At 71.1% G+C, this 22015-nt stretch carries 15 protein-coding genes; 7 read left to right on the top strand and 8 right to left on the bottom strand.

What is annotated here, in order from left to right:
• Nucleotide 1: 1 nt before the first annotated feature.
• Entirely contained in the window at nt 2-907 is a 906-nt protein-coding gene (locus QOZ89_RS17325; protein ID WP_312624217.1) for a hypothetical protein, read from the top strand.
• A 265-nt stretch (nt 908-1172) separates the two neighbouring features.
• Nucleotides 1173-2723, top strand: coding sequence for a Wzz/FepE/Etk N-terminal domain-containing protein (locus tag QOZ89_RS17320; RefSeq protein WP_071051486.1), 1551 nt, complete (start codon nt 1173-1175; stop codon nt 2721-2723).
• 448 nt (nt 2724-3171) lie between these two features.
• Here QOZ89_RS17320 and QOZ89_RS17315 read toward each other — a convergent pair whose 3' ends face one another.
• Nucleotides 3172-4515, bottom strand: coding sequence for a hypothetical protein (locus QOZ89_RS17315; RefSeq protein WP_071051485.1), 1344 nt, complete (start codon nt 4513-4515; stop codon nt 3172-3174).
• 631 nt (nt 4516-5146) lie between these two features.
• On the opposite strand from QOZ89_RS17315, the gene QOZ89_RS17310 reads away from it, so the two are divergent.
• The 3 genes from QOZ89_RS17310 (at nt 5147) to QOZ89_RS17300 (ending at nt 8308) form a co-directional block, all read left to right on the top strand.
• The gene (locus tag QOZ89_RS17310; protein ID WP_071051484.1) at nt 5147-6136 is read left to right on the top strand and encodes a glycoside hydrolase family 26 protein; all 990 of its coding nucleotides are present in this window, start codon (nt 5147-5149) and stop codon (nt 6134-6136) included.
• 297 nt (nt 6137-6433) lie between these two features.
• Entirely contained in the window at nt 6434-7189 is a 756-nt protein-coding gene (locus QOZ89_RS17305) for an FkbM family methyltransferase (RefSeq protein ID WP_071051483.1), read from the top strand.
• Between the two features lie 252 nt (nt 7190-7441).
• Complete coding sequence (locus QOZ89_RS17300) at nt 7442-8308, top strand: PIG-L deacetylase family protein (protein ID WP_071051482.1); 867 nt, start codon at nt 7442-7444, stop codon at nt 8306-8308.
• A 124-nt stretch (nt 8309-8432) separates the two neighbouring features.
• On the opposite strand, the gene QOZ89_RS17295 is transcribed toward QOZ89_RS17300, so the two are convergent.
• The 6 genes from QOZ89_RS17295 to QOZ89_RS17270 all read right to left on the bottom strand — a co-directional run bounded on the left by QOZ89_RS17295 (nt 8433) and on the right by QOZ89_RS17270 (nt 14733).
• On the bottom strand, nt 8433-9701 hold the full coding sequence (locus QOZ89_RS17295) for a glycosyltransferase family 4 protein (RefSeq protein WP_397428794.1): 1269 nt from the start codon (nt 9699-9701) through the stop codon (nt 8433-8435).
• A 183-nt stretch (nt 9702-9884) separates the two neighbouring features.
• A complete protein-coding gene (locus QOZ89_RS17290; protein ID WP_071051481.1) occupies nt 9885-10664 on the bottom strand; it encodes an SDR family oxidoreductase in 780 nt (259 codons plus the stop codon).
• Nucleotides 10661-11581: a phytanoyl-CoA dioxygenase family protein gene (locus QOZ89_RS17285; RefSeq protein ID WP_071051480.1), complete on the bottom strand. Its 921-nt coding sequence runs from the start codon at nt 11579-11581 to the stop codon at nt 10661-10663. Before QOZ89_RS17285 ends, QOZ89_RS17290 begins: the two co-directional genes overlap by 4 nt.
• A gap of 10 nt (nt 11582-11591) precedes the next feature.
• Nucleotides 11592-12371 (bottom strand): 2-C-methyl-D-erythritol 4-phosphate cytidylyltransferase, encoded by a 780-nt coding sequence (locus tag QOZ89_RS17280; protein WP_083419336.1) that lies wholly within the window; start codon nt 12369-12371, stop codon nt 11592-11594.
• A gap of 146 nt (nt 12372-12517) precedes the next feature.
• Nucleotides 12518-13879 carry a DUF4910 domain-containing protein gene (locus QOZ89_RS17275; RefSeq protein ID WP_312624216.1) on the bottom strand — a complete coding sequence of 454 codons (1362 nt, stop codon included), beginning with the start codon at nt 13877-13879 and terminating at the stop codon, nt 12518-12520.
• 14 nt (nt 13880-13893) lie between these two features.
• The gene (locus QOZ89_RS17270; protein ID WP_071051479.1) at nt 13894-14733 is read right to left on the bottom strand and encodes a glucose-1-phosphate cytidylyltransferase; all 840 of its coding nucleotides are present in this window, start codon (nt 14731-14733) and stop codon (nt 13894-13896) included.
• Nucleotides 14734-15669: 936 nt separating this feature from the next.
• On the opposite strand from QOZ89_RS17270, the gene QOZ89_RS17265 reads away from it, so the two are divergent.
• The gene (locus QOZ89_RS17265) at nt 15670-16956 is read left to right on the top strand and encodes a glycoside hydrolase family 26 protein (RefSeq protein ID WP_312624215.1); all 1287 of its coding nucleotides are present in this window, start codon (nt 15670-15672) and stop codon (nt 16954-16956) included.
• Nucleotides 16957-17027: 71 nt separating this feature from the next.
• Here QOZ89_RS17265 and QOZ89_RS17260 read toward each other — a convergent pair whose 3' ends face one another.
• The gene (locus QOZ89_RS17260; protein WP_071051478.1) at nt 17028-17468 is read right to left on the bottom strand and encodes a MerR family transcriptional regulator; all 441 of its coding nucleotides are present in this window, start codon (nt 17466-17468) and stop codon (nt 17028-17030) included.
• A 602-nt stretch (nt 17469-18070) separates the two neighbouring features.
• On the opposite strand from QOZ89_RS17260, the gene mfd reads away from it, so the two are divergent.
• Nucleotides 18071-21739 (top strand): transcription-repair coupling factor, encoded by a 3669-nt coding sequence (gene mfd, locus QOZ89_RS17255; RefSeq protein ID WP_312624214.1) that lies wholly within the window; start codon nt 18071-18073, stop codon nt 21737-21739.
• Nucleotides 21740-22015 lie beyond the last annotated feature (276 nt).

The raw sequence follows: 22015 nt of genomic DNA, 5'->3' as shown, positions 1-22015 counted from the left end.
CATGCGGCTGTACGTCGTCTGTCGATCGGTCGGTTCGGAGAACGCGAAGAACCGGCCGAGTTTTTACAACAAGACTCTCGCGTTGGCCTCGTTGTTGCGCGCGGTGGAGAACGTCGATATTCCGACCCAGGTGGTGTTCGCGAACGACGGGCCGATCCCGCCGGAACGGCTGGCGATGATGTCGGGCGCGGGCGAGGTGCTGCCGATCAGGTGCGGCAGCAACCGCTCGTCCTACCGGCTCGTGCTTCGCCTTCCCCGTATTCGCGGCTGGGACGCGAACGATCTCGTCTGGTTCGCCGAGGACGACTACCTCTACGCCGCCGATGCCCTGGCCGGCGTCGTGGCCGCCGCGGGCAAGCTGCCGGAGGCCGACTACTTCACGATCTACAGCCGGCTGCGGTTCGCTCCCGGCGCGACCCGCCGTCGTCCGACGATCTCGGCCCTGGACCGCGCCGAGGGCGACGACGAGGCCGTTCCGATCGACCGGGCGCGCTGGTATCGGGCTGTCAGCTCCACGAGCACCTTCGGTGCCTGGGTGCACACGATCGTCGCGGACGAGCGGCTGCTGAGGACGGCGCCCTTCGTCGGCGGTGCCTTCGACCATGCCACCTGCCTCGCCTACCAGGGCTACCGGCCGTTCGGACTGTCGGAACTGGCCGGTGAGCCGCTCGACGAGCCGGAGGAGCACCCGGCCGTGAAGCGGCTTGCCCGCCGGGTCGCGCTGACCGGGGTGCGCAGCACGCTCAACGCCGTGGCGCTGGCGCGGCCCGAGCACAGCCGGCGCGTCCTGGTCGCGCCGGACCCGGACCTGGCCACCCACATGGAGATGGGGCAGCTCGCTCCGGGCACTGACTGGGAGGCGGAGGTGCGGTCCGTCGAGGAGTGGATGCACGCCACGTTGAAGTAGGCCGGCGCCCACGCGCGAACTCCCGGGGATTGGCGGGGTGTTGCCGCCCTGGCGATTTGTGCCTCGGCCGGCTGGGCTATGCTCACATTCCGGGCCTCAAGGTCAAGAGAACTGCTGTCGTGAGGTGTTGGTCGTCGTGGAGGTACCCCACCGCCGTGAGGTATCTGCCGTCGTGAGGTGCCAGAGCGCGCCAATGCGGAGCCTCTCGGTGGCTCCCTCGGGATCGCGGAACTCGACCGCGTCAAGTTGGAAGTGAGGCGGAGCGGTGAGCTCAGCTGGTTCTCAGACGGGTGACGGCGGCAACGCGCCGGCGTTGTCACTGCTGCGGGTCCTCGGGCGCCGCTGGTTCCACATCGTGATCGCCGTGGTCGTCGCGGGGGCGCTGGGCCTCATCGTCAGCATGGCGGTCACGCCGACCTATAAGGCGAGCGGTCGCATCTTCCTGTCCACCGACGCGCCCGAGTCGGGCGGTACCGTCGACCTCAGTCGGGTGGTGCAGACGCAGGCGGAGCTGGCCACGTCGACGCAGGCGGACATCGAGGTCGGGACAAGGCTGAACCAGAGCCCCGACTACGTCGCCGCGCACGTCTCCGCGGTCCCCGCCGACTCCGGCTACTACTTCACGATCACCGCCCTGGCCGACAGTCAGGTCCGGGCCACCAAGCTGGTCAGCACCACCAGGGACGTCTACAAGTCCCTGCTGTCGAGCTACGGTGGCGGCGACAAGGCCGCCGTGACCGCGATCCAGAAGGCGCGCGATGACGCCCAGGCGGAGTACACCAGGATCACCCGCCCTGGGATGCCCCCAACGCCGAACGCTGAGGTTCTCCAGAAGACGATCTCGGCGCTGAACCAGAAGCTCGCGGACGCCAGCGTGGCGCAGGCTGTCGCCGCGACATCCGTCCAGCTTGCCGAGGACCCGCAGGACGCGGGCCAGATCGCGCCCAAGCCGTTCACCAGCGTCCTGATCGCCGGACTGATTGGCCTCTTCGTCTCCATCGCCGTCATCTGGATCCGCTACCTGCGCCGGCCCACCGTGCTGGACGGCCGGGCGGCGGCAGACTCCCTCGGCGCGCCGCTGATCGTCGGCGGTTCCGGCGGGGTCACGCCGAGCATCGACACGATCGTCTCCGCGATGGCGGCGGTGCTCTCGCCCACGGTCAAGGTCGTGGCCCTCACCCCGGCGACCCCCGGCGACCTGACCGCCGAGACGGTCGCCGGCGTCGCGGCCAGCTGGTCCGATGACCAGGGGGTCGTGCTCGTCCTCGACGCCTCGCCCAGCTCCGAGGTCCGCTCCATGCTGGAGCGGCTGCCGCGGGCGACCTCCGGGGAACTGCCCCGGTGGGCGCACGAGCCGACCTGCCTCGCCCGTTCCTCCGGCAGCGGCCGGGGCCACGTCCTCTACAACCGCGTCTCGCCGTCGCGGGCGTCCCGGCCGGGCGGGCTCGCGCCCATCCTCGCCGACCGCGCCCCGGTCGTGGACCTGGTGCTGCTGCTGACGCCGCCGCTGACCGACCTGCCGATGACCGCCGCGTCGGCGCTGCAGGCCGACGCCGTCGTCGTCATCACCTCGCCGGTCACCCGTACCGACGAGCTCGCGTCGGTCCCGCGGGACTGGCCGGCGCTCGCCGAGCGGATCGTCGGCGTCATCCACGCCGAGCGGGGCGGCTTTCGGCCCTCGTCGATAGCGACGGAGGCCCGAGGTGGCGGCGGCCGCCTGACTGTCGGCGGCGCCATGGACCGGGATCTCGACGGCGGCGGCGACCCTGAGGCCACGGACCGCTACGCCCGTCCTGGCGGCGGCAGCAAGTACTAGGAATCAAGACGCGGGTCCAAGCCCGGCTCCAGGGACGAGACGTCCTCTGGAGCCGGGCTTTTTCTTTCGTCTCCGTGTCCCGGGGGTGGTCGCGTGGTGACGGCGCCTGTAGCGAGGACGGCTGGTGGTTCTCGGGTACGACGGCCGCGGGCATACGGCCAGCGGGCCCCATCGGGGGCGTGCGAGCCATGGGGGCCGCTGTTCCGGGCCGCCGGCCGACCGGCTGTGCTCCAGCCCGCCTGAACGCAGCCTGGAGCGGCCCCCCGCGGGGCCCGGGACGCACCCGCGGAGCCGCTGGACCGTGCGGGCGGCCCGGGACGTTGTTGGCTGTCTTCATCCACCGAACCCCGGCTGGCCGACCTGCGTCCGAGACGAGTGAGCCCCTTCAGGCTGCTGGCCTGAAGGGGCTCACGGACCGCGTCGCGGGGGCGGGGTCTGACCGGCGATGTCAGTGCTGCTCGGCGTAGCTCCGCTGGGCGGGGATCACGGCCCGCCGATAGGCGGGCTTTCGGGAGACCAGCGGATGCAGGTCCTCGCAGAACCAGCTCAGCAGTAGGAGGACGAGGTAGCCGACGACCGGGCTGAGCAGGCTGCTCGACAGCACGAAGTAGAAGAATATGAGGGCACCGGACAGTACGAACGACGGTGAGCCACGGACGAACGCGGTGACAAGGAAGATGAGGAAGGCGACGCCACCGATCAGCCCGTACTCGAGGATCAGCTTGGGCACGAGCGCGTAGTTCAGCGGCAGTCCGGTGCGGGCGAGGAAGGCGGCTGAGTCACGGTCGGACCAGCCAGGCCCGTGGCCTACCAGGGCCGTGCCCGGATGCTGGGAGAGATCGTCGTACATCCGGGTGTACGGCTGCACGAACCTCAGGCTGCCGCTGGACTGGCTGGAGGAGGTCTCTGTAGCCCGGGAGGCGAAGATGTCGGCAGCCGGGGTGAAGGACAGCACCACGACGATCACCGCCACTATGGCCAGCGCGGTGACGGTGAACCTGACGCCCTTGTGGACCGCGAGCAGCACGCCGGCGACCCCGAGGAGCAGGACGCCGGTACCGGACACGGTGGTGAGGATGGCCAGCAGGTACAGCGGGTACCGCCACCAGCGCGTGCGGCGCAGCACCCCGACGACGAGGCCCATGGCCAGGAACTGCGAGGTGTACGACGGCTCCAGCGCGAGGAAGGCGTTCGACTTGTAGAGCGAGGAGCCGTACTGCACGGGATACGAGGTGTTGAAGTCGTGCATCAGGAGCTGCGACGGCACGATGTTGGCGAGGATGTCCGAGTACTTCCAGCCGACCAGCTGGAGCGCGAACTGCAGCAGGGCGAGGCCGGCGAACACGGAGGTCATGACGACGAACCGGTCGAGCAGCCGGGGCAGGAGCACCTTGCTGTGCGCACGGGACAGTCCGAGGCAGAACGGCAGGTAGATCGCTATCAGCAGCAGCAGCGAGTTCAGCGAGACGTTGTCCTCGCCACGCGTGAACGCAAGGAACGCGACGGTGCAGCAGGCCGCCATAGCGATCAGGTAAGCCCTGGTGCGCACCAGATGGATGCGCAGGCCGCCCCGGGCCACCATCAGCATCGCGCTGACCAGGAGTATCGGTAGCACCACGGAGACGCCGGTTCCCCCGACAGGGATCGCGATCCGCTGCAGGAACAGCTCGCAGAACATCAGGATGGTCAGGACCCGCAGAGTCGACCGGTCCGCCTCAGCTTCGCGCTGCGCCGCGTCCGGAGTCGGGATCACCCAGGTCCGCGGGATCCGGGTGGTCAGCGTCGTCACCATGTCCGGCCGTCTCCTGTCGACCCTGCGCGGTCTGCCACTACCACTCCATCGCTAGCGGCCGCCGCGCGGCCGGTTCGGTGCTGGCCGCTGCCGCGGCGTCTACGTTGCGGCCGCATCCATGGCTGTCGGGCGACCCACAGTGCACTGAGTGGGCGTTTCCACTCATACGATGGCGTCCAGGCTACTGCCAGGACAGACATCACAAATACGAGCATCGACGCCATCAAGCAGTTCACTCTATGCCGCCTTGGCCGGTGGCCCGGCGGCGGGGGCGCCGCCCACAACGCATGCGCTCCTGTGGGAACCAAGTGGTGGGCAGGCATCGTCAGGTCCGGGTGATAGATAGGTACCCAGGTCAACAAGTCTTACGTAAGGTAAGGGTTGCCGGCGACGCGGCGTTCTCGTGATGCCCGGCTCGCCAGTCTGGTAGCCGCGCGCCGCGCCCATGGGACGGACGTCGAGCGGCACCGTCGTCGTGAAGGGGTAACACGTGGGCGAGCGCCATGGCACAGGTCAGGCGTCGGGCGGGCAGTCCGCGGCGGTCGCGACTGCCGGGAGGGCACGCGCTCGGGCGGCCGGGCGCCGTCGGACGCGCGGTCGCGCCCTCAGGGCGGGGGCCGCGCTGACGGCCATGCTGGTCGCCGTGGTGGGGCTCGCCGCGTGTTCGGGCGGGTCGGACAAGGACAAGGCGGATGAGCCCAGCCCCGCCATCGCGGCGCTCGGCGGCACGGGCGTGCGCTGGGTGTCCGGCGCGAACGCCAACTACCCGGCGGACATCGAGCAGTGGGCGAAGTGGACCGGGCGGCCCGTCGACCTGGCGCTGATGTTCGTCACGCGCGACAGCTGGGGCAACCTGGTCTCACCCCACTGGCCGCTGGACGCGTACACCAGGGACAAGTGGCCGGGCCAGATCTCGGTCGCCGTCCCGCTTTGGCCGGTCGACGACAGCGGCGAGCCGGTCGACGGCGCCAACGAGAACGACTGTGCCGCCGGTGCGTACGACCAGTACTTCGCGCAGCTCGGCACGAACCTGCAGCAGTACGGCCGCGGCGACGCGATCGTGCGGCTCGGCTGGGAGTTCAACGGCGACTGGTTCAACTGGTACCCGCGCAACGTCGAGGTCTGGAATGACTGCTACCGGCGTGAGGTGACCGCGTTGCGCTCGACCGCCCCCCAGGTCCAGATCGACTGGACCATGAGCATGCACCGCGACACGTTGCCCGACGGGACCGACGTCTGGGCCGCCTACCCCGGCGACGACTACGTCGACATCATCGGGGTCGACTACTACGACATGGCCCCGCCAGCGCCCACGGAGAAGATCTGGGACGACCTGTGTGACAACCCGTCGGGCCTGTGCAACATCATCAAGGAGGCCCGCGCGCACGGCAAGAAGTTCTCCGTGCCCGAGTGGGGGGTCGTGAGCGCCAGCGACGGCGGCGGTGACAACCCCTTCTTCATCGAGAAGATGTATGAGACATTTCGTGCAAATGCGGATGTTCTTGCCTATGAGTCCTACTGGAACAACCATGAGCGCGACAACGTCCACTCGTCGCTGCTCAACCCGGTGCTGAACCCGAAGTCCGCGAAGCGCTACCAGCAGCTCTTCGGCGCGGGCTGACTGGTTCCGTCGACGCCGTGACCTGGGCGTGTGGCGGAGCCGAGCCCTGGCCGGGCCGCCGACGCTCACGCACCGTGCGGATGAGCGCCGTGGGGCCCCGTCGAAACGACCCGCTATGCCAGGCTGTCTCCCTGGGCGATAGCCTCCTCTCCGTGTGTGCCGGCCCGGTCGCGGGCGCGCCGATTGCGTCGACAGCGCTTGAATCATCAAGTCGGCAGAAAACTGAGATCGGTACCATCGCGGCCCCGCGGGCGTTCGATGTCTGGTCACATCGGTCGGACCTGGAGGGCCCGAATCATGGGGGAGCAGATCAGCCGACACCTGGGCAGCGCTAGACGGGTGCTAAACGACCTCGGCCTTGGCCCAGCGCTCAAGGTGGTGCGCCGGAACGTCCTGCCCACCGCCCGCCGAAACGCGGAGGACGACAGGCGCCTCGCGTTGCTGCTTTCCTTCGTGCTGAACGCGGACGACAACTGCATCGACGTCGGCGCGCACCGCGGCGATGTCCTCCGGGCGATGGTGCACAACGCACCGCGCGGTCGGCACATCGCGTACGAGCCGATTCCGGACTTCTACGAGGGCCTGCGTGCCGACTTCCCGTCCGTCGTCGTGCGCCGCGCGGCGCTGTCCGACGAGGCGGGCACCAGCTCGTTCGCGTACGTGCGTAGCCGTCCGGCCTACAGCGGGCTGCGTGAGCGGCTGCCGGAGGGGACGGAAGACGTCGAGCACATCCAGGTGGACGTCGAGACCCTCGACGAGACCGTGCCCGCCGACTATCTGCTCACGCTCCTCAAGATCGACGTCGAGGGCGGTGAGTACGGGGTCCTGAAGGGCGGGCTGAAGCTGCTGACCCGGTCTCGGCCGCATGTCGTGTTCGAGTTCGGGTCGGCCGCCCGCGAGTACGGCACGACGCCTGACCAGATGTACGACCTTCTCGACGGCGACGTCGGCCTGCGCATCTACGACATGACCGGTACCGGTCCGTACACCCGTTCCCAGTTCCGGCGGATGTTCGAGTCCGGCCGCCGGTTCAACTTCGTCGCTCACGCCTAGGCTGGCTGGCGAGACGCGGAGCGTCTCGCCAGCCAGCCTGTCGGGCCGGCCTGAGGGAGCGGGATGCTCGTTCGGTACGCTGACGACCATCCACATATGCGCCAGGAGGGTGTGGTGATGGACGGGGCGAGCAGTCTCGGGGCCGATGGGGCTCCTGGCCGGGATGCCCAGGCTCCTGGCGTCGGCGGCCCCACCCGGTCGCCCGGTACTTCTGAGGAAGTACCACCTGGCGACGCCGGCGCGGTGAGCCGCGTGGCCGCGGTGGCCCGGCGAGGCGCGGCCGCGGCGCGGCCGGCCGCCCTGCGCGAGGGCGCGCTGCTGCCCGCCCGCTCCGCATACCGGCGCGCGTGGATGCGTCGTGGCCGGGACATCACCCGGGCGATGACGCGTGCCTCATGCCTGGTGGTCGCCCCGCATCCGGACGACGAGACGCTGGGATGCGGCGTTTCGATCATGCGCAAGCGAGAGGCCGGCACCCAGGTCACCGTAGTGATCGTCAGCGATGGCGCGGCGGCCGAACCGGCGTACCTTCCGCCCGCCGAGCTCATCGCGCTGCGCAAGGAGGAAGCTCGCAGGGCCGGGAGCAGACTCGGGCTGCGCTCGGTGGACATCCGCTTCATCGACGTGCCCGACACCAAGGTCGGCGAGCACCTCGAGGAGGTGACCGACCGACTCGTGGAGCTGATCAAGGAACTGGAGCCGGAGCAGCTGCTCATCCCGACGTCCTGCGAGGGCCACCCCGACCACGACGCGACGAACGCCGCCGCGGTCGAGGCCGTCAAGAGGGCCGGGTTCACCGGCCAGGTTCTCGAGTACGGCGTCTGGCTGTGGACGCACTGGCCCTGGACCCGCGGCTATGGCACGGAGGGCTACACCCCTCGGCGCATGCTGCGTGACCCGATGGACCGGATCCGTGAGGTGCGCCCGCTGCTGGTCGGCGCGAAGGGCTACCGCTCGCGCCAGGCATACGCGCTCGCCGCCCACAGCAGCCAGGTCAGCGGCCCGCGCGTGGGCGGGGCCACCCTGCCCAGGTCGCTTCTCGCGGCCACGCGCAGCCCTTTCGAGCTCTATCTGGAATCCGGCGCCCTGTCACACCTGAACTTCACGTCCGGCGACTAGCCGAGGCCGACGCGGGCCTCCTCGCGCGACAGCGGTTCACCGATTCCTGTCGCCGCGGGGCCGGCCTCGCCCGGCTCGATGGGCCGACGTCCGGCCCGGGCGAGGCGTCGCGGGCCCATCGAGCTCAGCGCTTGGAGCCCGTGGAGGACTTGTCCTGCTGGAAGCGGGCAACCGCCTCCCGGTAGACCTTCTCCCGGTCACGGGCGATCTGAAGAGGATCAAGGCGGGCCGCGCCGGCGCGGCCGTTCGCCCCCACGGCCCTGGCCAGCGCCGGGTCGGTCAGGTAGGGCGCGAGCGCGTCGGCGAGCGCCTTCGGGACCTCTGGCGGGACGACGTCGCCGGCGCGCCACTCCTCCACGAACGGCGCGATGCCGGTCCGGCTGGTGGTCACGACCGGGCGGCCGGCGGCCATGCCCTCGACCGCCGCGATGGAGAAGCTCTCGAACCGGCTCGGTACCGCCACCACCCGGGCCTGTCCGTAGACGTCGGCGAGCTCGCGCTGCCCGACGTGGCCGGTGAAGACGACGGGCACGTTCAGCTCGTGCGCACGTCGCTCCAGCCAGCGCCCGGTGGGCACACCGTCGATGTGGCCGGACGAGCTGCCGGCGAGGATCAGCTTCGCGTCGATGTCCCTGGCGGCGAGCACGGCGAGCGCGTCGAGCAGGACGTCCACACCCTTGTTCGGCTCGAGCCGACCGACCGTGGCGACCACGGGGCCGGTGCGGCCCACATCCGGCACGCCCGCCCAGGGACTCGCGTCGAACGGGTTGGGCACGATCGTCACGTCCTGGCGGCGCAGCCAGCCGTACGGGCGGACGGTGTCGACCAGCAGCTGGGACGGCGAGGTGACCACGGTCGCGTGGTCGGAGGTGATGCGGTCCAGCCGGTCCGCGATCCGGCCGCGGACGGACAGGTGCGGGCTCGCGAGGCGCAGCGTCAGCATGGTCGGCGCGTGCATGTGGACGACGACCGGGCAGGACCGGGCGACCACCTGCATCAGCGCGCGGGTCTCGCCGTCCTGCGTCTCGATCACGTCGGGGCGCAGCCCGGTCTGCCGCAGGTAGGCGGCGTACGAGACGGTCAGGCTCAGCCGTAGCGAGATCGAGTCCCGCGGGTAGTTCGGCCCGGTCAGGAAACGCGCGTACTTGCCGAGGGCGCGGCTGACCGGAACACGTAGCAGCGGGCGGCGGTGCACGTGGACGCCGTCCACCACCTCGTCGACAACCCGGTGACCCTGAGCGCAGATGACATGAACGTCGTGACCGATCGCGGCGAGCGCCGACGCCAGTACAGCTGTGTAGATGCCAGCGCCGTCCCAGACAATCGGGGGATACTGCTCACAGAGGAACGTGATGAGCAACTTTCGCTCACCGTTCACGTTCCGACGCTCCATGCGGTCGACCTCCACCGCCGCCGCCGTTGGCGGCCCTTCGTTGGACCACCGGTGAATCACCGCACACCTCGGTTTCCGGACGCGTGGGCGCGTCAGCCCATAACTGGCGCATGGACCGCGCACTGGCCGCGCCGGTGGGCGAAGTCGGCATCGTCACTCTACTGTTATCCGACTTCGGGCACATCAGTAGCTCTTCTTGGCCGGCCGCAGGTGGATCTCAGTCACCTCGGCGCCGGGCGGTAGGCTCAGCACCCCCGCCACGACCTCCGCGACGTCCTGTGGCTGGACCAACAACTCCGGTGCGTACGGCCGGCCCTCCTTGGCGAAGATGGCCTCCTGTCGAGGGGTCGCGGTGCGGCCCAGATGGATGCCGCATACCCGGATCCCGTCCGCGTTCACCTCCTGGCGCAGGCTGTCCGTGATGGCCCGCATCGCATGCTGGGTGGCGGCGAACTGGCCGGCGTTCGCGCCCGCCCGCACGCCCTGAGACGAGTTCACCACCACGACGTCGCCTCCGCCCGCGCACAGCGCGGGCAGCAGCTCCTGGGTGAGCGCGTAGGGCGCCCGCACGTTCGCCGCGTACAGTGCGTCGAGATCCTCGATCGCGGCCTCGGCGTGCGGCCCGCTGGCGTAGCCGCCGGCGCTGTGGACCAGGATGTCCAGCCTAGGACCGGCGAGCAGGCCCGCCACCAGCGCGGAGCGTGCCTCGTCGTCGGTCAGGTCGACCTGCGCCGGGCTCAGCTGGCCGGCCACGGCGGCCGGCGTCGCCCGAGCGGCGGCGGCCGGCAGGGCGTCCAGGCGGGTCTTGTCCCGGCCGACGGCGGTCACCGCCGCTCCCTCGGCGACCAACCGAAGCGCGATCGCCCGGCCGACGCCGCTGGACGCGCCGGTGACCACCGCCACCCGGCCGGCCAGCCGCTGGGCCGCCGAGCCTGGCTCGGACGTCACCGCGTCCCCTGTCACCGAGTCCCCTCGTAGACCAGGATCGCGTCCGCCATCGGCGGGACCTCGTCGTACTCGAGGCACACGTCCTCGGGCAGCCGGGTGAGGTCGGTCGCGCGCAGGTAGTCGCGCATGGTGGTACCGGTGCATTCCGAGTCGGCGTTCGGCGCGCCGATGTGGCCGAGCACGTCGTCGTGGTTGACCGTGCGGAAGTCGATGCTGAACCGGGTGCGCCCGGAGGTGTTCGGCACGGACGAGTGCAGCTGCTGCGCGGAGAAGATGAGCATTCCACCGGACGGGGCGATCACCCTGGTCTGCGGGAAGAGCTCGACCTCCTCCTGTGGCCTCGGCTGCACCCGGGTGTCGCTCTTGATGTGCTTCGCGGCCGACGCCCGGTTGGTCGCGTTCCATTCGTAGTAGTTGTACGTGGAAGAACTGTTCTCGACCGGCCGGCCAAAGTACTTCGGGTGGAAGGCCAGGCCGTTCTCCGGGACGATGTCGAACACCGGGAACCACCAGTTCAGCTGGCAGAACGGCGCCGAGTACCAGGTGTCCCGGTGCGGGTGGAACGCGTAGGCGATGCCCGAGGTGAGGTAGTCGTCGCTGGTCGACGTGCGCAGCCGGGGCACGTCGAAATAGGTCTTCTCCGGGTCGGCGCCGTGCTCGACGAGCACCTCCCGGATCAGTTCCTTGCAGCGAGGGTGGTGGATGAACCGCGGCTTCAGGTCGGCGAGCAGCGCGGCGTAGTCCTCGACCTTCATGTGGTGCTGCGCGGTCTCGGGGTCGAGGTCGCCGAACGCCTCGCGCACCAGGTCCCGGGTGAACTCGACGAACGCGAGCGACGCCGGCTTCGGCCCGTAGACGAACAGGTCGCCCGCGTACAGGCGGGCGCGCCGCTCGTCATCGGACAGCGTGGACTCGACCAGTACCGTGCTCATCAGATTCCCCTCATCTGGCCGCAGGGCGCGCGACGGTGGCGGAGCCTCGCGCGGCCGGAGGCCCCGGCGATACAGCGACCAGGCCAGCCCCGGCCGCGAGCAGTCGCCGGGCCATCGTCAGCTCTTCTGGCGTCGTCACGTGGATGTTCATCGGCTCGCCTGGCACCACGACGACGGCCGCGCCGAGCGCGGCGACCATCGCGGAGTCCTCGACGGCCTCCGTCGCGTCGGCATGCGCCGCGCGCAGCAGATCCGCGCGGAACGCGTGCGGGGTCTGCACCAGCCTGTGGGTCTCACGTGCCAGCGAGCGCCCCGCCACCAGCGCACCGGCCGGGCCGCGCTCGGCGTCCGCCAAGGCGACCTCCTTGACGACCTCGGTGAGTGGCAGTCCCGGGACGGCCGCGTCCGCGCCGCCGCGTACCGCGTCCACCACCCGGTGGTACAGGTCGGCGGTGGCGAGCGGATGGGCGGCGTCGGTGATGACGATGACGCCCGCGGCGGTCGGCACCGCGGCCAGGCCCGCTCGGACCGACTCGGCCCGGCTGGCGCCGCCGCCAGTCACCCGTACCTGCGGCGGGCCCGCGGTGGGCTCCGGCCGCCAGCGATCCAGCAGCGCGGGCGGGAGCACCACGACGACGCCGTCGCTCGCGGGGCCCGCGGCCAGCACCGGGTGCTCGACCAGCGGGCGTCCACCCAGGTCGAAGAACTGCTTCGGCCCGCCGAACCGGGTGCCACCGCCGCCGGCCAGCACCACAGTCCAGACCGGACCGTCCGCGACGTGGACGCTCATGGGGTCGGGGCGCGGGGCGCCCCGACCATCGGGCGCTGAGCGCCCTCCTGACCTGGTCACAGGTCGGTGTGCATGGCGGTGGTCGGCGTCTGTCTGGGCAGACGAGGTGGCTGGGTTGACAGCGTGCGTCGCTGGAAGGCTGACGCTCATGCGGCGTCCTCGCGGACCAGGAGGCCGACGCCGGCCAGCGCGTCGACAGCGGCGGTGACCGAGCCGAACTCGATTCCCGCCCGGGCGGCGATGTCGAGCAGGTCGTGCGTCCCGTCGGCGAGGTTGAGAACCCAGAGCAGGCCCATCTCGACGGCCTGGCGGTTCATCGTCGCGCCGATCGCGCGGTACAGCCCGCGTCGGCCGAGCTGCGGCTCGCCGTACGGGCTCGTGTTGCGCCAGACCGCGTTGCGCTCGCAGATCTCGATGATCCGCGTGAGCAGGCCGAACGACTCGGCCAGATTCTCCGGGCTGACGAAGTCCAGGTTGTCGGCCGAGGTGTGGTATTCGGGGTACTCGCCGTGCTGGCCGCGCCCGAAACGGCCCACGGGCAGGTCGAAGCCGGGGGAGCAGAACTGCCGTTCGTCGTAGCCGTACGGCGAGAAGTCGACCACCCGGTGCGGCCGCCCGGTCTCCGCGAGCGCGACGGCGGCCGCCCGGTCGACGACCGCGGCGCCGCGCCTGCTGCGCTTGTAGGTGGGCTGGGAGCGGTCGCCGAGGCCGGTCAGCACCAGCCCGTGCCGGATCCGGCTGACAACGTCCCGGTTCTGAGCGAGCCAGGTGATCGAGCCGATCGTGCCCGGGATGAACAGCAGCCGGAACGTGTGCCGCCGCAGCGGCAGCGCCGCCAGATGATGGGCCAGCTCCGTGAGGATGGCGATGCCGGACCCGTTGTCGTTCGCCGTCGCCGGATGGCACGTGTGCGTCGTGATCAGGAACTCTTCGGGCTCGCCGCCCGCAGGGGCCGGCTCGGTCGCGGGCAGGACGATCTCGGCGTAGGTGAGCGAGCCGTCCGTGAGGGTGGTGTCGATGACCACCTCGTACTCGCCGTCCGGCAGCGCGCGCAGCGCGGTGTCCGTCAGGCAGAAGCCCCAGTTCTCGTTCCAGTAGGACGTCCGGTAGGGGATCCAGTCCGGCCGGTCCGGCATCGAGAACAGGTGCGGGCGCAGCTCGTCGAGGCTCACGCGGGCGCGGGTGGGGACGCTGTAGCCCAGCAGGTGCAGCGGGTGGTCGGCGATGTCGACCACCCGTGACCCGTCCGGGCCGACCAGGTAGGCCGCCCGGACGTTCCACTCCTTGGGCACCGTCCAGTCGAGCACCGGCGTGCCCGAGGGCACCTCATGGACCTCGAACGGGATCTCGGCGCCCCCCCGGCCCTCGGCGAGGGCCTTCTGGACGATCTCGAGGGTCGCCCGGACGCCGTCGCCGGTGATGCTGCGGACCGGCGCCGCGCCCAGCGCGGCGACCAGGCCATGCAGCCGCTCGCCGAGCGCGGCGTCCTGGGTCTCGGAAGTACTCACGGTGACGAGTGGACTCAGTCGGTCCAGACGCGCCACGGAGCGGCGCCCGCATCCCAGAGCTGGTTGAGCTCGGTCCAGTCCCGGAACGTGTCCATCCCCATCCAGAACCCGTCGTGCGGGTACAGGGAGAGCTGCCGGTCGCGGGCGAGCTGCTGCAGCGGGTAACGCTCCAACATGAGCGACGGGTCGTCGTCGACGTACTTGTCGGCGAACTCGCGCTCGAAGACGAAGTAGCCACCGCTGACCCAGCCGGTCTGCGGGGGCTTCTCGGCGAACAGGGTGACGCCGTCGCCGTCCGTCTCCAGCTCTCCGTACCGGCTCGAGGGCCGCACCCCGGTCACGGTGCCCATCCGGCCGCCGCGCAGGTGCGCGTCGAACAGCGCGGCCACGTCGATGGCACCGACGCCGTCACCGTAGGTGAGCAGGAAACGTGGGCCGGTGAGGTACTGGCGGACGCGGTGCAGCCGGGCCCCGGTGCCGTTGAGCAGGCCGGTCTCCGCGAAGGTGACCTCCCAGTCCTCGTCGCCCTCGGCGTTGTGGAACTCGGGAGTGTGGTCGTCGGAAAGCTTCAGCGTGAAGTCCGCCACCTGCTCGCGGTAGTTGACGAAGTAGTTCTTGATGGCGTCGCTCTTGTAGCCAAGGCACAGGATGAAGCGCCGGAAGCCGTAGTGCCCGTAGGTCTTCATGATGTGCCAGAGGATCGGCTTGCCGCCGATGTCGACCAGCGGCTTCGGCAGCTTCTCGCTGGCCTCGCGCAGCCGGGTGCCCATCCCACCGCAGAGGATGACGACCGGGATGTCCGCGGCGCCGGGGACGGTGCGGGCCGGCGTGGAAGCCGAGCTCGGGGGTGTCACGGCTGTTTGTTCTCCCAGAGTCGGACCCGGGCATGCTCCCGGGCGTTGGTCTGCCGGCAAACGAGCGGGCCGGGGCAACGTCGGGCGACCTGGCCGAGGTGGCCACAGCCCTGGCCGGTCGTGGCCGAGACGGCCGGGCCGCCGGTGGGAGCCAGGGACCGCTCCCCTGGCAGGGACCGCGGGTCCTGGCGGGTCCGAAAGATCAGCTGCTCCCACTCCCGCGGTGACGTCCGGGACGCTGCCGCAGTAACCGTACCGTACTGAACTTCTCGGTCCGCGCAGGCTGGGGCGGTCCCGTGGCCGGACGCTTCGCGCCCGCCACCGGGCGCCGCCTGGTCGGGCGCTGAGCGCCCTCCCTGCGTGGTACCGGGCCCTGGTACGCGCCGCGTCGGCTTGGGCGCCGCGTCGGCTTCGGCGGGTGACGCGTCAGCCGGCGGGATGTCTGTCGGGCGCGGGGCGCCTTCCTTAGGTGGTTCCGGGCCCTGGCTTATGGCGGTGGTAGGGGCTGGGGCTGGTCGGAGCCCAGCGGGTGTCCGGGATCGCACAGTGGCGGATTCACAACGGCGCGTGCCTGAACGTCCGCTTGGCGCACGGTGGATCGGGGCTGCCTGGGAACGGGTGATATGCCTTCCTGGTCCGTCACCAGGCTTCGTGCGTGGGTACCGGGCTGGCAACCACCGGCTCGCGTAAAGCGTCCTCTTCTTGTTCTTGCCGTTCTTGTCCAGGCTGGGCGGCAACGAGGGAAGACCTGGGGATGGTCACGGTGTGTGCTCGCGTTCAGATCCGGCGAGTCCAGGCGTGTCGCGGCGTGCTCGGCTTCGCCATGCTGCCCCGGGGCGCGGCCGGCGGACGTAGTAAGTTTCGGTACCTTTTGGGCGCCACTGACTCACCCTGCCCTGGTCGGGTGGCGCCACACCGCGACGGAGGTGAGTGTCGGTGACCCGCCGTGGTGGATCGACCCGGGAGCACGCACGCGAGGAGCTGCGCTACTACGGTGACGAGGCCCATCGCTGGTACGACTGGCTGGTCGAGCGTTCGGGCGGCCGGGCGAGGTTCAAAAGCCGCGTGCTGCCGGGGATCGCGGTCGCCCTCGTCCTGGTGCTGGGCCTCACCGCCTGGGCGGTGACTCCCAAGTCGGGCAAACACGAGGACGACGACGGGGGCTTCGCGGCCGCCGCCTCGACATCCGCCGCGTCCGCCTCCCCCGCCGGCCCCGCCATGGCGGCCGCGTCCGCGCCGGCCGTCGCTCCCGGCGGGCCACCCGCCCGGCCTCGCGCGCAGCCCGCGAGAACCAACGGCCCGTGGCCGACAGGGATGTCCGCCGGCAACAGCGGCCAGGCGAACACCTTCGCGAGCTACCGCGGCCGGCCCAACGACGTGGTGGTCATGTTCACCGCTCGCGACAGCTGGGGGTCGATCACCGGACCGTGGATCGGCGACAGCGCCAACCACTTCAGCAGCTTCCCCGGCACCTGGGTTGTCTCCGTGCCGATGTTCCCGGAACCGCCATCGGGCACGAACGTCGACACCTGGAACCAGCAGCGCATGGCGGAGTGTGCCTCCGGCGCCTTCGACGTCCAGTTTCGCAAGTTCGGCAACTGGCTTAACCGGCAGGGACGATCGGACTCGTTCGTCCGCATCGGCTGGGAGTTCAACGGCAAGTGGTTCGCCTGGAAGGCCGCCAACCCCCAGCAGTGGGTCCAGTGCTTCCGCCACGAGGCCCTCGCGCTGATCTCGGTGGCCCCGCGGGTGCGGATCGACTGGACGATCAACGCGCGCACCACGCTGCCAAACGGCGGCGACCCGTTCTCCGCCTACCCGGGTGACGACGTCGTCGACGTGATCGGGATCGACACCTACGACCAGTACCCGCCGAGCTACGACACCGGGTCGTTCAACGCCAAGTGCGAGGACGGTCCGCTGCTTCCGGGGCCGTGCTATGTGATCAACTTCGCGCAGCTGCACAACAAGCTGTTCTCCGTGCCGGAATGGGGGCTGGTGGACGAGGGCACCCCGGCGGGCCAGGCGGGCCAGGCCGGCGGCGACAACCCGTTCTACATCCAGCAGATGGCCAGGCTCTTCCGGCAGTACAGGGGCATGCTCGCCTACGAGGCCTACTTCAACGACAGCGACCCTCGCAACGTGAACTCGTCGCTCACGAACCCCGTGCAGCAGCCCAACGGCTCGGCGGCCTACCGCTCGCTCTGGTCGGCCAGCCAGTAGAACGAGCGCCGCGTGCCCGCCTTGCGGGCGCGCGGCACCCTGCCTGCGTGGTTCGGGGCTGGGCCTGCCCGCTACCCGCGGCGCGATCGGTCGGCGTCGTCGTACAGGCCGGAGACGAATGCCTCCGCGACGCCGACCTGCTGGCGCAGGGCGGCCAGCTTCTCCTCGGCGAGCACCACCCACGTGCGCAAGCGCTCCTCCAGCGCGGCCCGCGCGTCCAGGGCAAGGCCCGGACGCGAGAGCTCGTCGCGCAGAGTGAGTAGTGATCGCATCTCCTCAAGGGTGAAGCCAAGGGGCTTCATCATCTTGATCAGGAAAAGCCGCTCCACGGTGTCCTCGTCGTACAGCCGGAAGCCGCCGGCGGTACGCCCGGCCGGCATCAGCAGACCGGCCTCCTCGTAGTAGCGGACGGTGCGCAACGACAGGTCGACCCGCTCGGCGACGTCCCCGATCTGGTAGAGGTCGGCGCGACCGGTTCTTGGCGTGGACTGGCCACGGCGCGTGGTGGACAACTCTACCCTTACGTCAAGTGAGACTGGCAGGCCCCTACCGGGCCGGCCAGCTGATGGCAGATGACTGTACGTCGCGCCGACCATTCGGCCCACCCCGTCAATCCCGCGTGCGCCCGTTCGGCGGGTGGCCGCGGCCGGCGAATTCGGTGGGGGGACGAGCCGGCGCGGGCAGCCGGGACCTCCCGTACCCTGACCATGGAGTTGTTCGCTGTTATCGGGCTTCTGGCCGCGCGTGGCCTCATGATCGTTTATCCTGATGGTTGTCGCGCGCAGGGGCCTCGGCAGATCTGGGTCAGCGGACCGGACGGGAAGCCCGACGGCCAGCCGCGGGCGCGGCGGGCACCAGAACGGGGTACGGCCTTATCCAGGTCGGGCGACGGCCTGCTTCAGGCCCGCCAGGCGAGCGGGCCGCCGGACGGGCGCCCGGCCGTGCGCCCAGAACTGCCCGAAGTTCCGGTGCCGTGTGCCGGCAGAAGCCGCGGCCCGGCTGACGTTGTAGTCCGAGACGTTGTTGTAGTCCAGACCGTGCGCCCGCGCGGGCACACACCGACATCCAAGGTCCGGCGGTCGCGCCGGACCTGGAAGAGGCCGGGACGGATCCGATGACCCTCGCGCCGCTGCTCGACGCCCTCACCGCCCGGCCGGGCGGTGAGCCGGCGCTGCTGCGTGTCCAGGCCGCCCTCGAGACCGCTGGGGGCCCCGGCGGCCGGGGCGGCCCGGTGGTGCCGGTAGATCTCTCGGGGCCGCCCGGGCTGCGCCCGTTCGCGGTCGCGGCGCTGGCCCGCGCCGGGCGTCAGGTGCTCGCCGTGACCGCCACCGGGCGGGAGGCGGAGGACCTCGCCGACGCGCTCGGCAGCGTGCTCGGGCCGGACGCCGTCGCGGTCTACCCGAGCTGGGAGACGCTGCCGCACGAACGGCTCTCGCCGCGCGCCGACACCGTCGGGCGGCGCCTCGCGGTGCTGCGCCGGCTCGCGCACCCCGAGACCTGGGCGGGCGACGGGCATGTCGCGGCCGGCGGGCGCGCGGCGCCCGCCGGGCCGCTCTCGGTCGTCGTCGCGCCGGTGCGTGCCGTGCTGCAGCCGCAGGTCGCCCGCCTCGGGGACCTCGACCCGGTGCTGCTGCGCCGCGGCGACACCGCCGACCTTGAGGACGTCGTCGAGCGGCTGGTCCAGACCGCCTACCACCGGGTCGACCTGGTGGAGCGGCGCGGCGAGATCGCGGTGCGCGGCGGCATCCTCGACGTCTTCCCGCCCACCGAGGAGCACCCGCTGCGGGTCGAGTTCTTCGGCGACGAGATCGAGGACGTCCGGCCGTTCTCGGTGGCCGACCAGCGCGCCCTCGACGCCGGGAAGACTGCGGGGCAGGGCGCCACCGGCGGCGAGTACACGCTGTTCGCGCCGCCGTGCCGTGAGCTGCTGCTGACCGAGGACGTGCGCGCCCGCGCGGCCCGGCTGGCGCTCGAGCATCCGGACCTCGTCGAGATGCTCGACAAGATCGCTTCGGGTATCCCGGTGGAGGGGATGGAGGCGCTCGCGCCGGTCCTCGTCGACAGCCTGGTGCTGCTTCTCGACGAGCTGCCGGCCGGCACCCAGCTGCTGCTGTGCGACCCGGAGCGCATCCGCGCCAGGGCCGCCGAGCTGGTCCGCACCAGCCAGGAGTTCCTCGCCGCCTCCTGGAGCTCGGCCGCGCTCGGCTCGGCCACCCCCATCGACCTCGGCTCGGCGGCCTACCGCTCGCTCGCCGACGTGCGCGCCCGCGCGGCCGAGCTGGGCCTGCCCTGGTGGACCGTCAGCCAGTTCGGCGCCATGAACGCCGGGGAGGAGGCCGACGAGGCCGCCGCGGCCTTCGACCCGCCCGACGAGGCCGTGGCGACCAGCCTTCGCCCGGCGCCCGCCTACCACGGCGACACCGCTCGCCTGGTCGCCGACGTCAAGGGCTGGCTGAACGACTCGTGGCGCGTCCTGGTGGTCACCGCCGGCCACGGCCCGGCGCAGCGGCTCGCCGAGCTGCTGCGCGAGGCCGACCTCGGCGCCCGCGTCGCCGACGACGCCGAGCTCGCGCCGTCCGTCGTCACCGTCACCCAGGGGCAGCTGTCCACGGGCTTCGCCAGCGACCTGCTGCGCCTGGCCGTGCTCACCGAGGCCGACCTCGCCGGCGCCCGCGGCGTCACCACCAAGGACATGCGCCGGCTGCCCAGCCGGCGCCGCAAGGGCATCGACCCGCTGGCGCTGGCCGCCGGCGACCTGGTCGTGCACGAGGCGCACGGTGTCGGGCGGTACGTCGAGATGGTCACCCGCACCGTCGTCGGCGCGAAGCGCGAGTACCTCGTGCTCGAGTACGCCAAGGGTGACCGTCTCTACGTCCCCACCGACCAGCTCGAACAGGTCACCCGCTACGTGGGCGGCGAGGGCCCGACGCTCGACCGGATCGGCGGGGCCGACTGGGCGAAGCGCAAGAGCCGGGCACGCAAGGCGGTCAAGGAGATCGCCGGCGAGCTGATCCGGCTCTACAGCGCCCGGATGGCGGCCCCCGGCTACGCGTTCGCCCCCGACAACCCGTGGCAGCGCGAGCTGGAGGACGCCTTCCCGTTCCGGGAGACCCCCGACCAGCTCTCCGCGATCGACGAGGTCAAGCGGGACATGGAGCGCGCGGTCCCGATGGACCGGGTGATCTGCGGCGACGTCGGCTACGGCAAGACCGAGATCGCCGTGCGGGCCGCGTTCAAGGCGGTGCAGGACGGCAAGCAGGTGGCCGTGCTCGTGCCGACCACGCTGCTCGTCCAGCAGCACTACCAGACCTTCTCCGAGCGGTACGCGGCCTTCCCCGTGATCGTGAAGGCGATGAGCCGGTTCAACTCGGCCACCGAGCAGAAGGCCGCGCTCGCCGGCCTGGCCGACGGCTCCGTCGACGTCGTCATCGGTACCCATCGACTGCTCTCGAACGAGACCAAGTTCAAGGACCTGGGGCTCGTGATCGTCGACGAGGAGCAGCGGTTCGGCGTCGAGCACAAGGAGCACCTGAAGAAGATGCGGACGGCGGTGGACGTGCTAACCATGAGCGCCACCCCGATCCCGCGGACGCTCGAGATGTCGATCACCGGCATCCGGGAGCTGTCGACGATCGACACCCCGCCCGAGGAGCGCCACCCGGTGCTCACCTCGGTCGGCGCCTACGACGCCCGCCAGGTCGCCGCCGCCATCCGGCGCGAGCTGCTGCGCGAGGGACAGGTCTTCTACATCCACAATCGGGTCGAGTCGATCGACAGGGCCGCGGCCCGGCTGCGCGAGCTCGTCCCCGAGGCGCGGATCGCGACCGCGCACGGCCAGCTCAACGAGGACGTGCTCGAGAAGGCGATGGTCGCCTTCTGGGAGAAGAGGTACGACGTCCTGGTCTGCACGACGATCGTCGAGTCGGGCCTGGACATCTCCAACGCCAACACGCTCATCGTCGAGCGGGCCGACGTCTTCGGCCTGTCCCAGCTGCACCAGCTGCGCGGCCGGGTCGGGCGTGGGCGCGAGCGGGCGTACGCCTACTTCCTCTACCCGCCGGACCGGCCGCTCACCGAGACCGCGCACGACCGGCTCGCGACCATCGCGCTGAACACCGACCTCGGCGCGGGCATGGCCGTCGCGATGAAGGACCTGGAGATCCGCGGCGCCGGCAACCTGCTCGGCGGCGAGCAGTCCGGGCACATCGCGGCCATCGGCTTCGACCTGTACGTGCGGATGGTCGGCGAGGCGGTCGCCGACTACAAGGGCCAGGCGCCCGAGGAGCTGCCTGAGGTCAAGGTCGAGCTCCCGGTCGACGCGAGCCTGCCGCACGACTACCTCGGCAGCGAGCGGCTCCGCCTGGACGCCTACCGCCGGATCGCCGCCGCGGCGAGCGAGGCCGACCTCGACGAGGTCCGCGCGGAGCTCGTCGACCGCTTCGGCCCGCCGCCGGAGCCGGTGGAGAACCTGCTGGCCGTCGCCTCGCTGCGGGTACTCGCCCGCGGCTACGGCCTGGCGGAGATCACGCTGGCGGGCAAGCAGATCCGGTTCGGCCCGCTGGAGCTGCGGGAGAGCCAGACGCTGCGGCTGCAGCGGCTGTACAAGGGCGCCGTCGTCAAGCTCGCGGCCCGCACGGTGCTGGTCCCGGCGCCTAGCCTGACCGGCCGGATCGGCTCCCCGCCGCTGCGCGACAAGGCGTTGCTCGCCTGGGCCGCGGACCTGCTCGCCGCCATCGTCGGCGACTCCATCACCTCGGCGGCGAACGTTGCCGGCCAGGCGTGAGGTCGGTCGATGGTGAGGCATTGGGACAGGGTCGGGTGCGGTGGTCCCGCGCCTGACGCTTCGCGCCCGGCGCCGGGCACCGCCTGTCGGGCGCTGAGCGCCCTCTCGGGCAGTTCCGGCTCGGTGCTATGGCGGTGGTCCGTCTGGTTCCGGATCACTGACGTGGTTGGGTTGGTGCCAGCGCTGATGCGCCGTCACTGGTCGTGGTTGGGTTGGTAGCACACAGTTGACCGCGTGTTCTGAGCTTCCGGGCGTGAAGGGCGGTGAATGGTGAGG

The sequence above is a fragment of the Pseudofrankia coriaricola genome (assembly GCF_032027725.1).
Lineage (GTDB): Bacteria > Actinomycetota > Actinomycetes > Frankiales > Frankiaceae > Pseudofrankia.
Note: the sequence above shows the minus strand (reverse complement) of the source record. Positions and strands in the feature narration are given on the sequence as shown.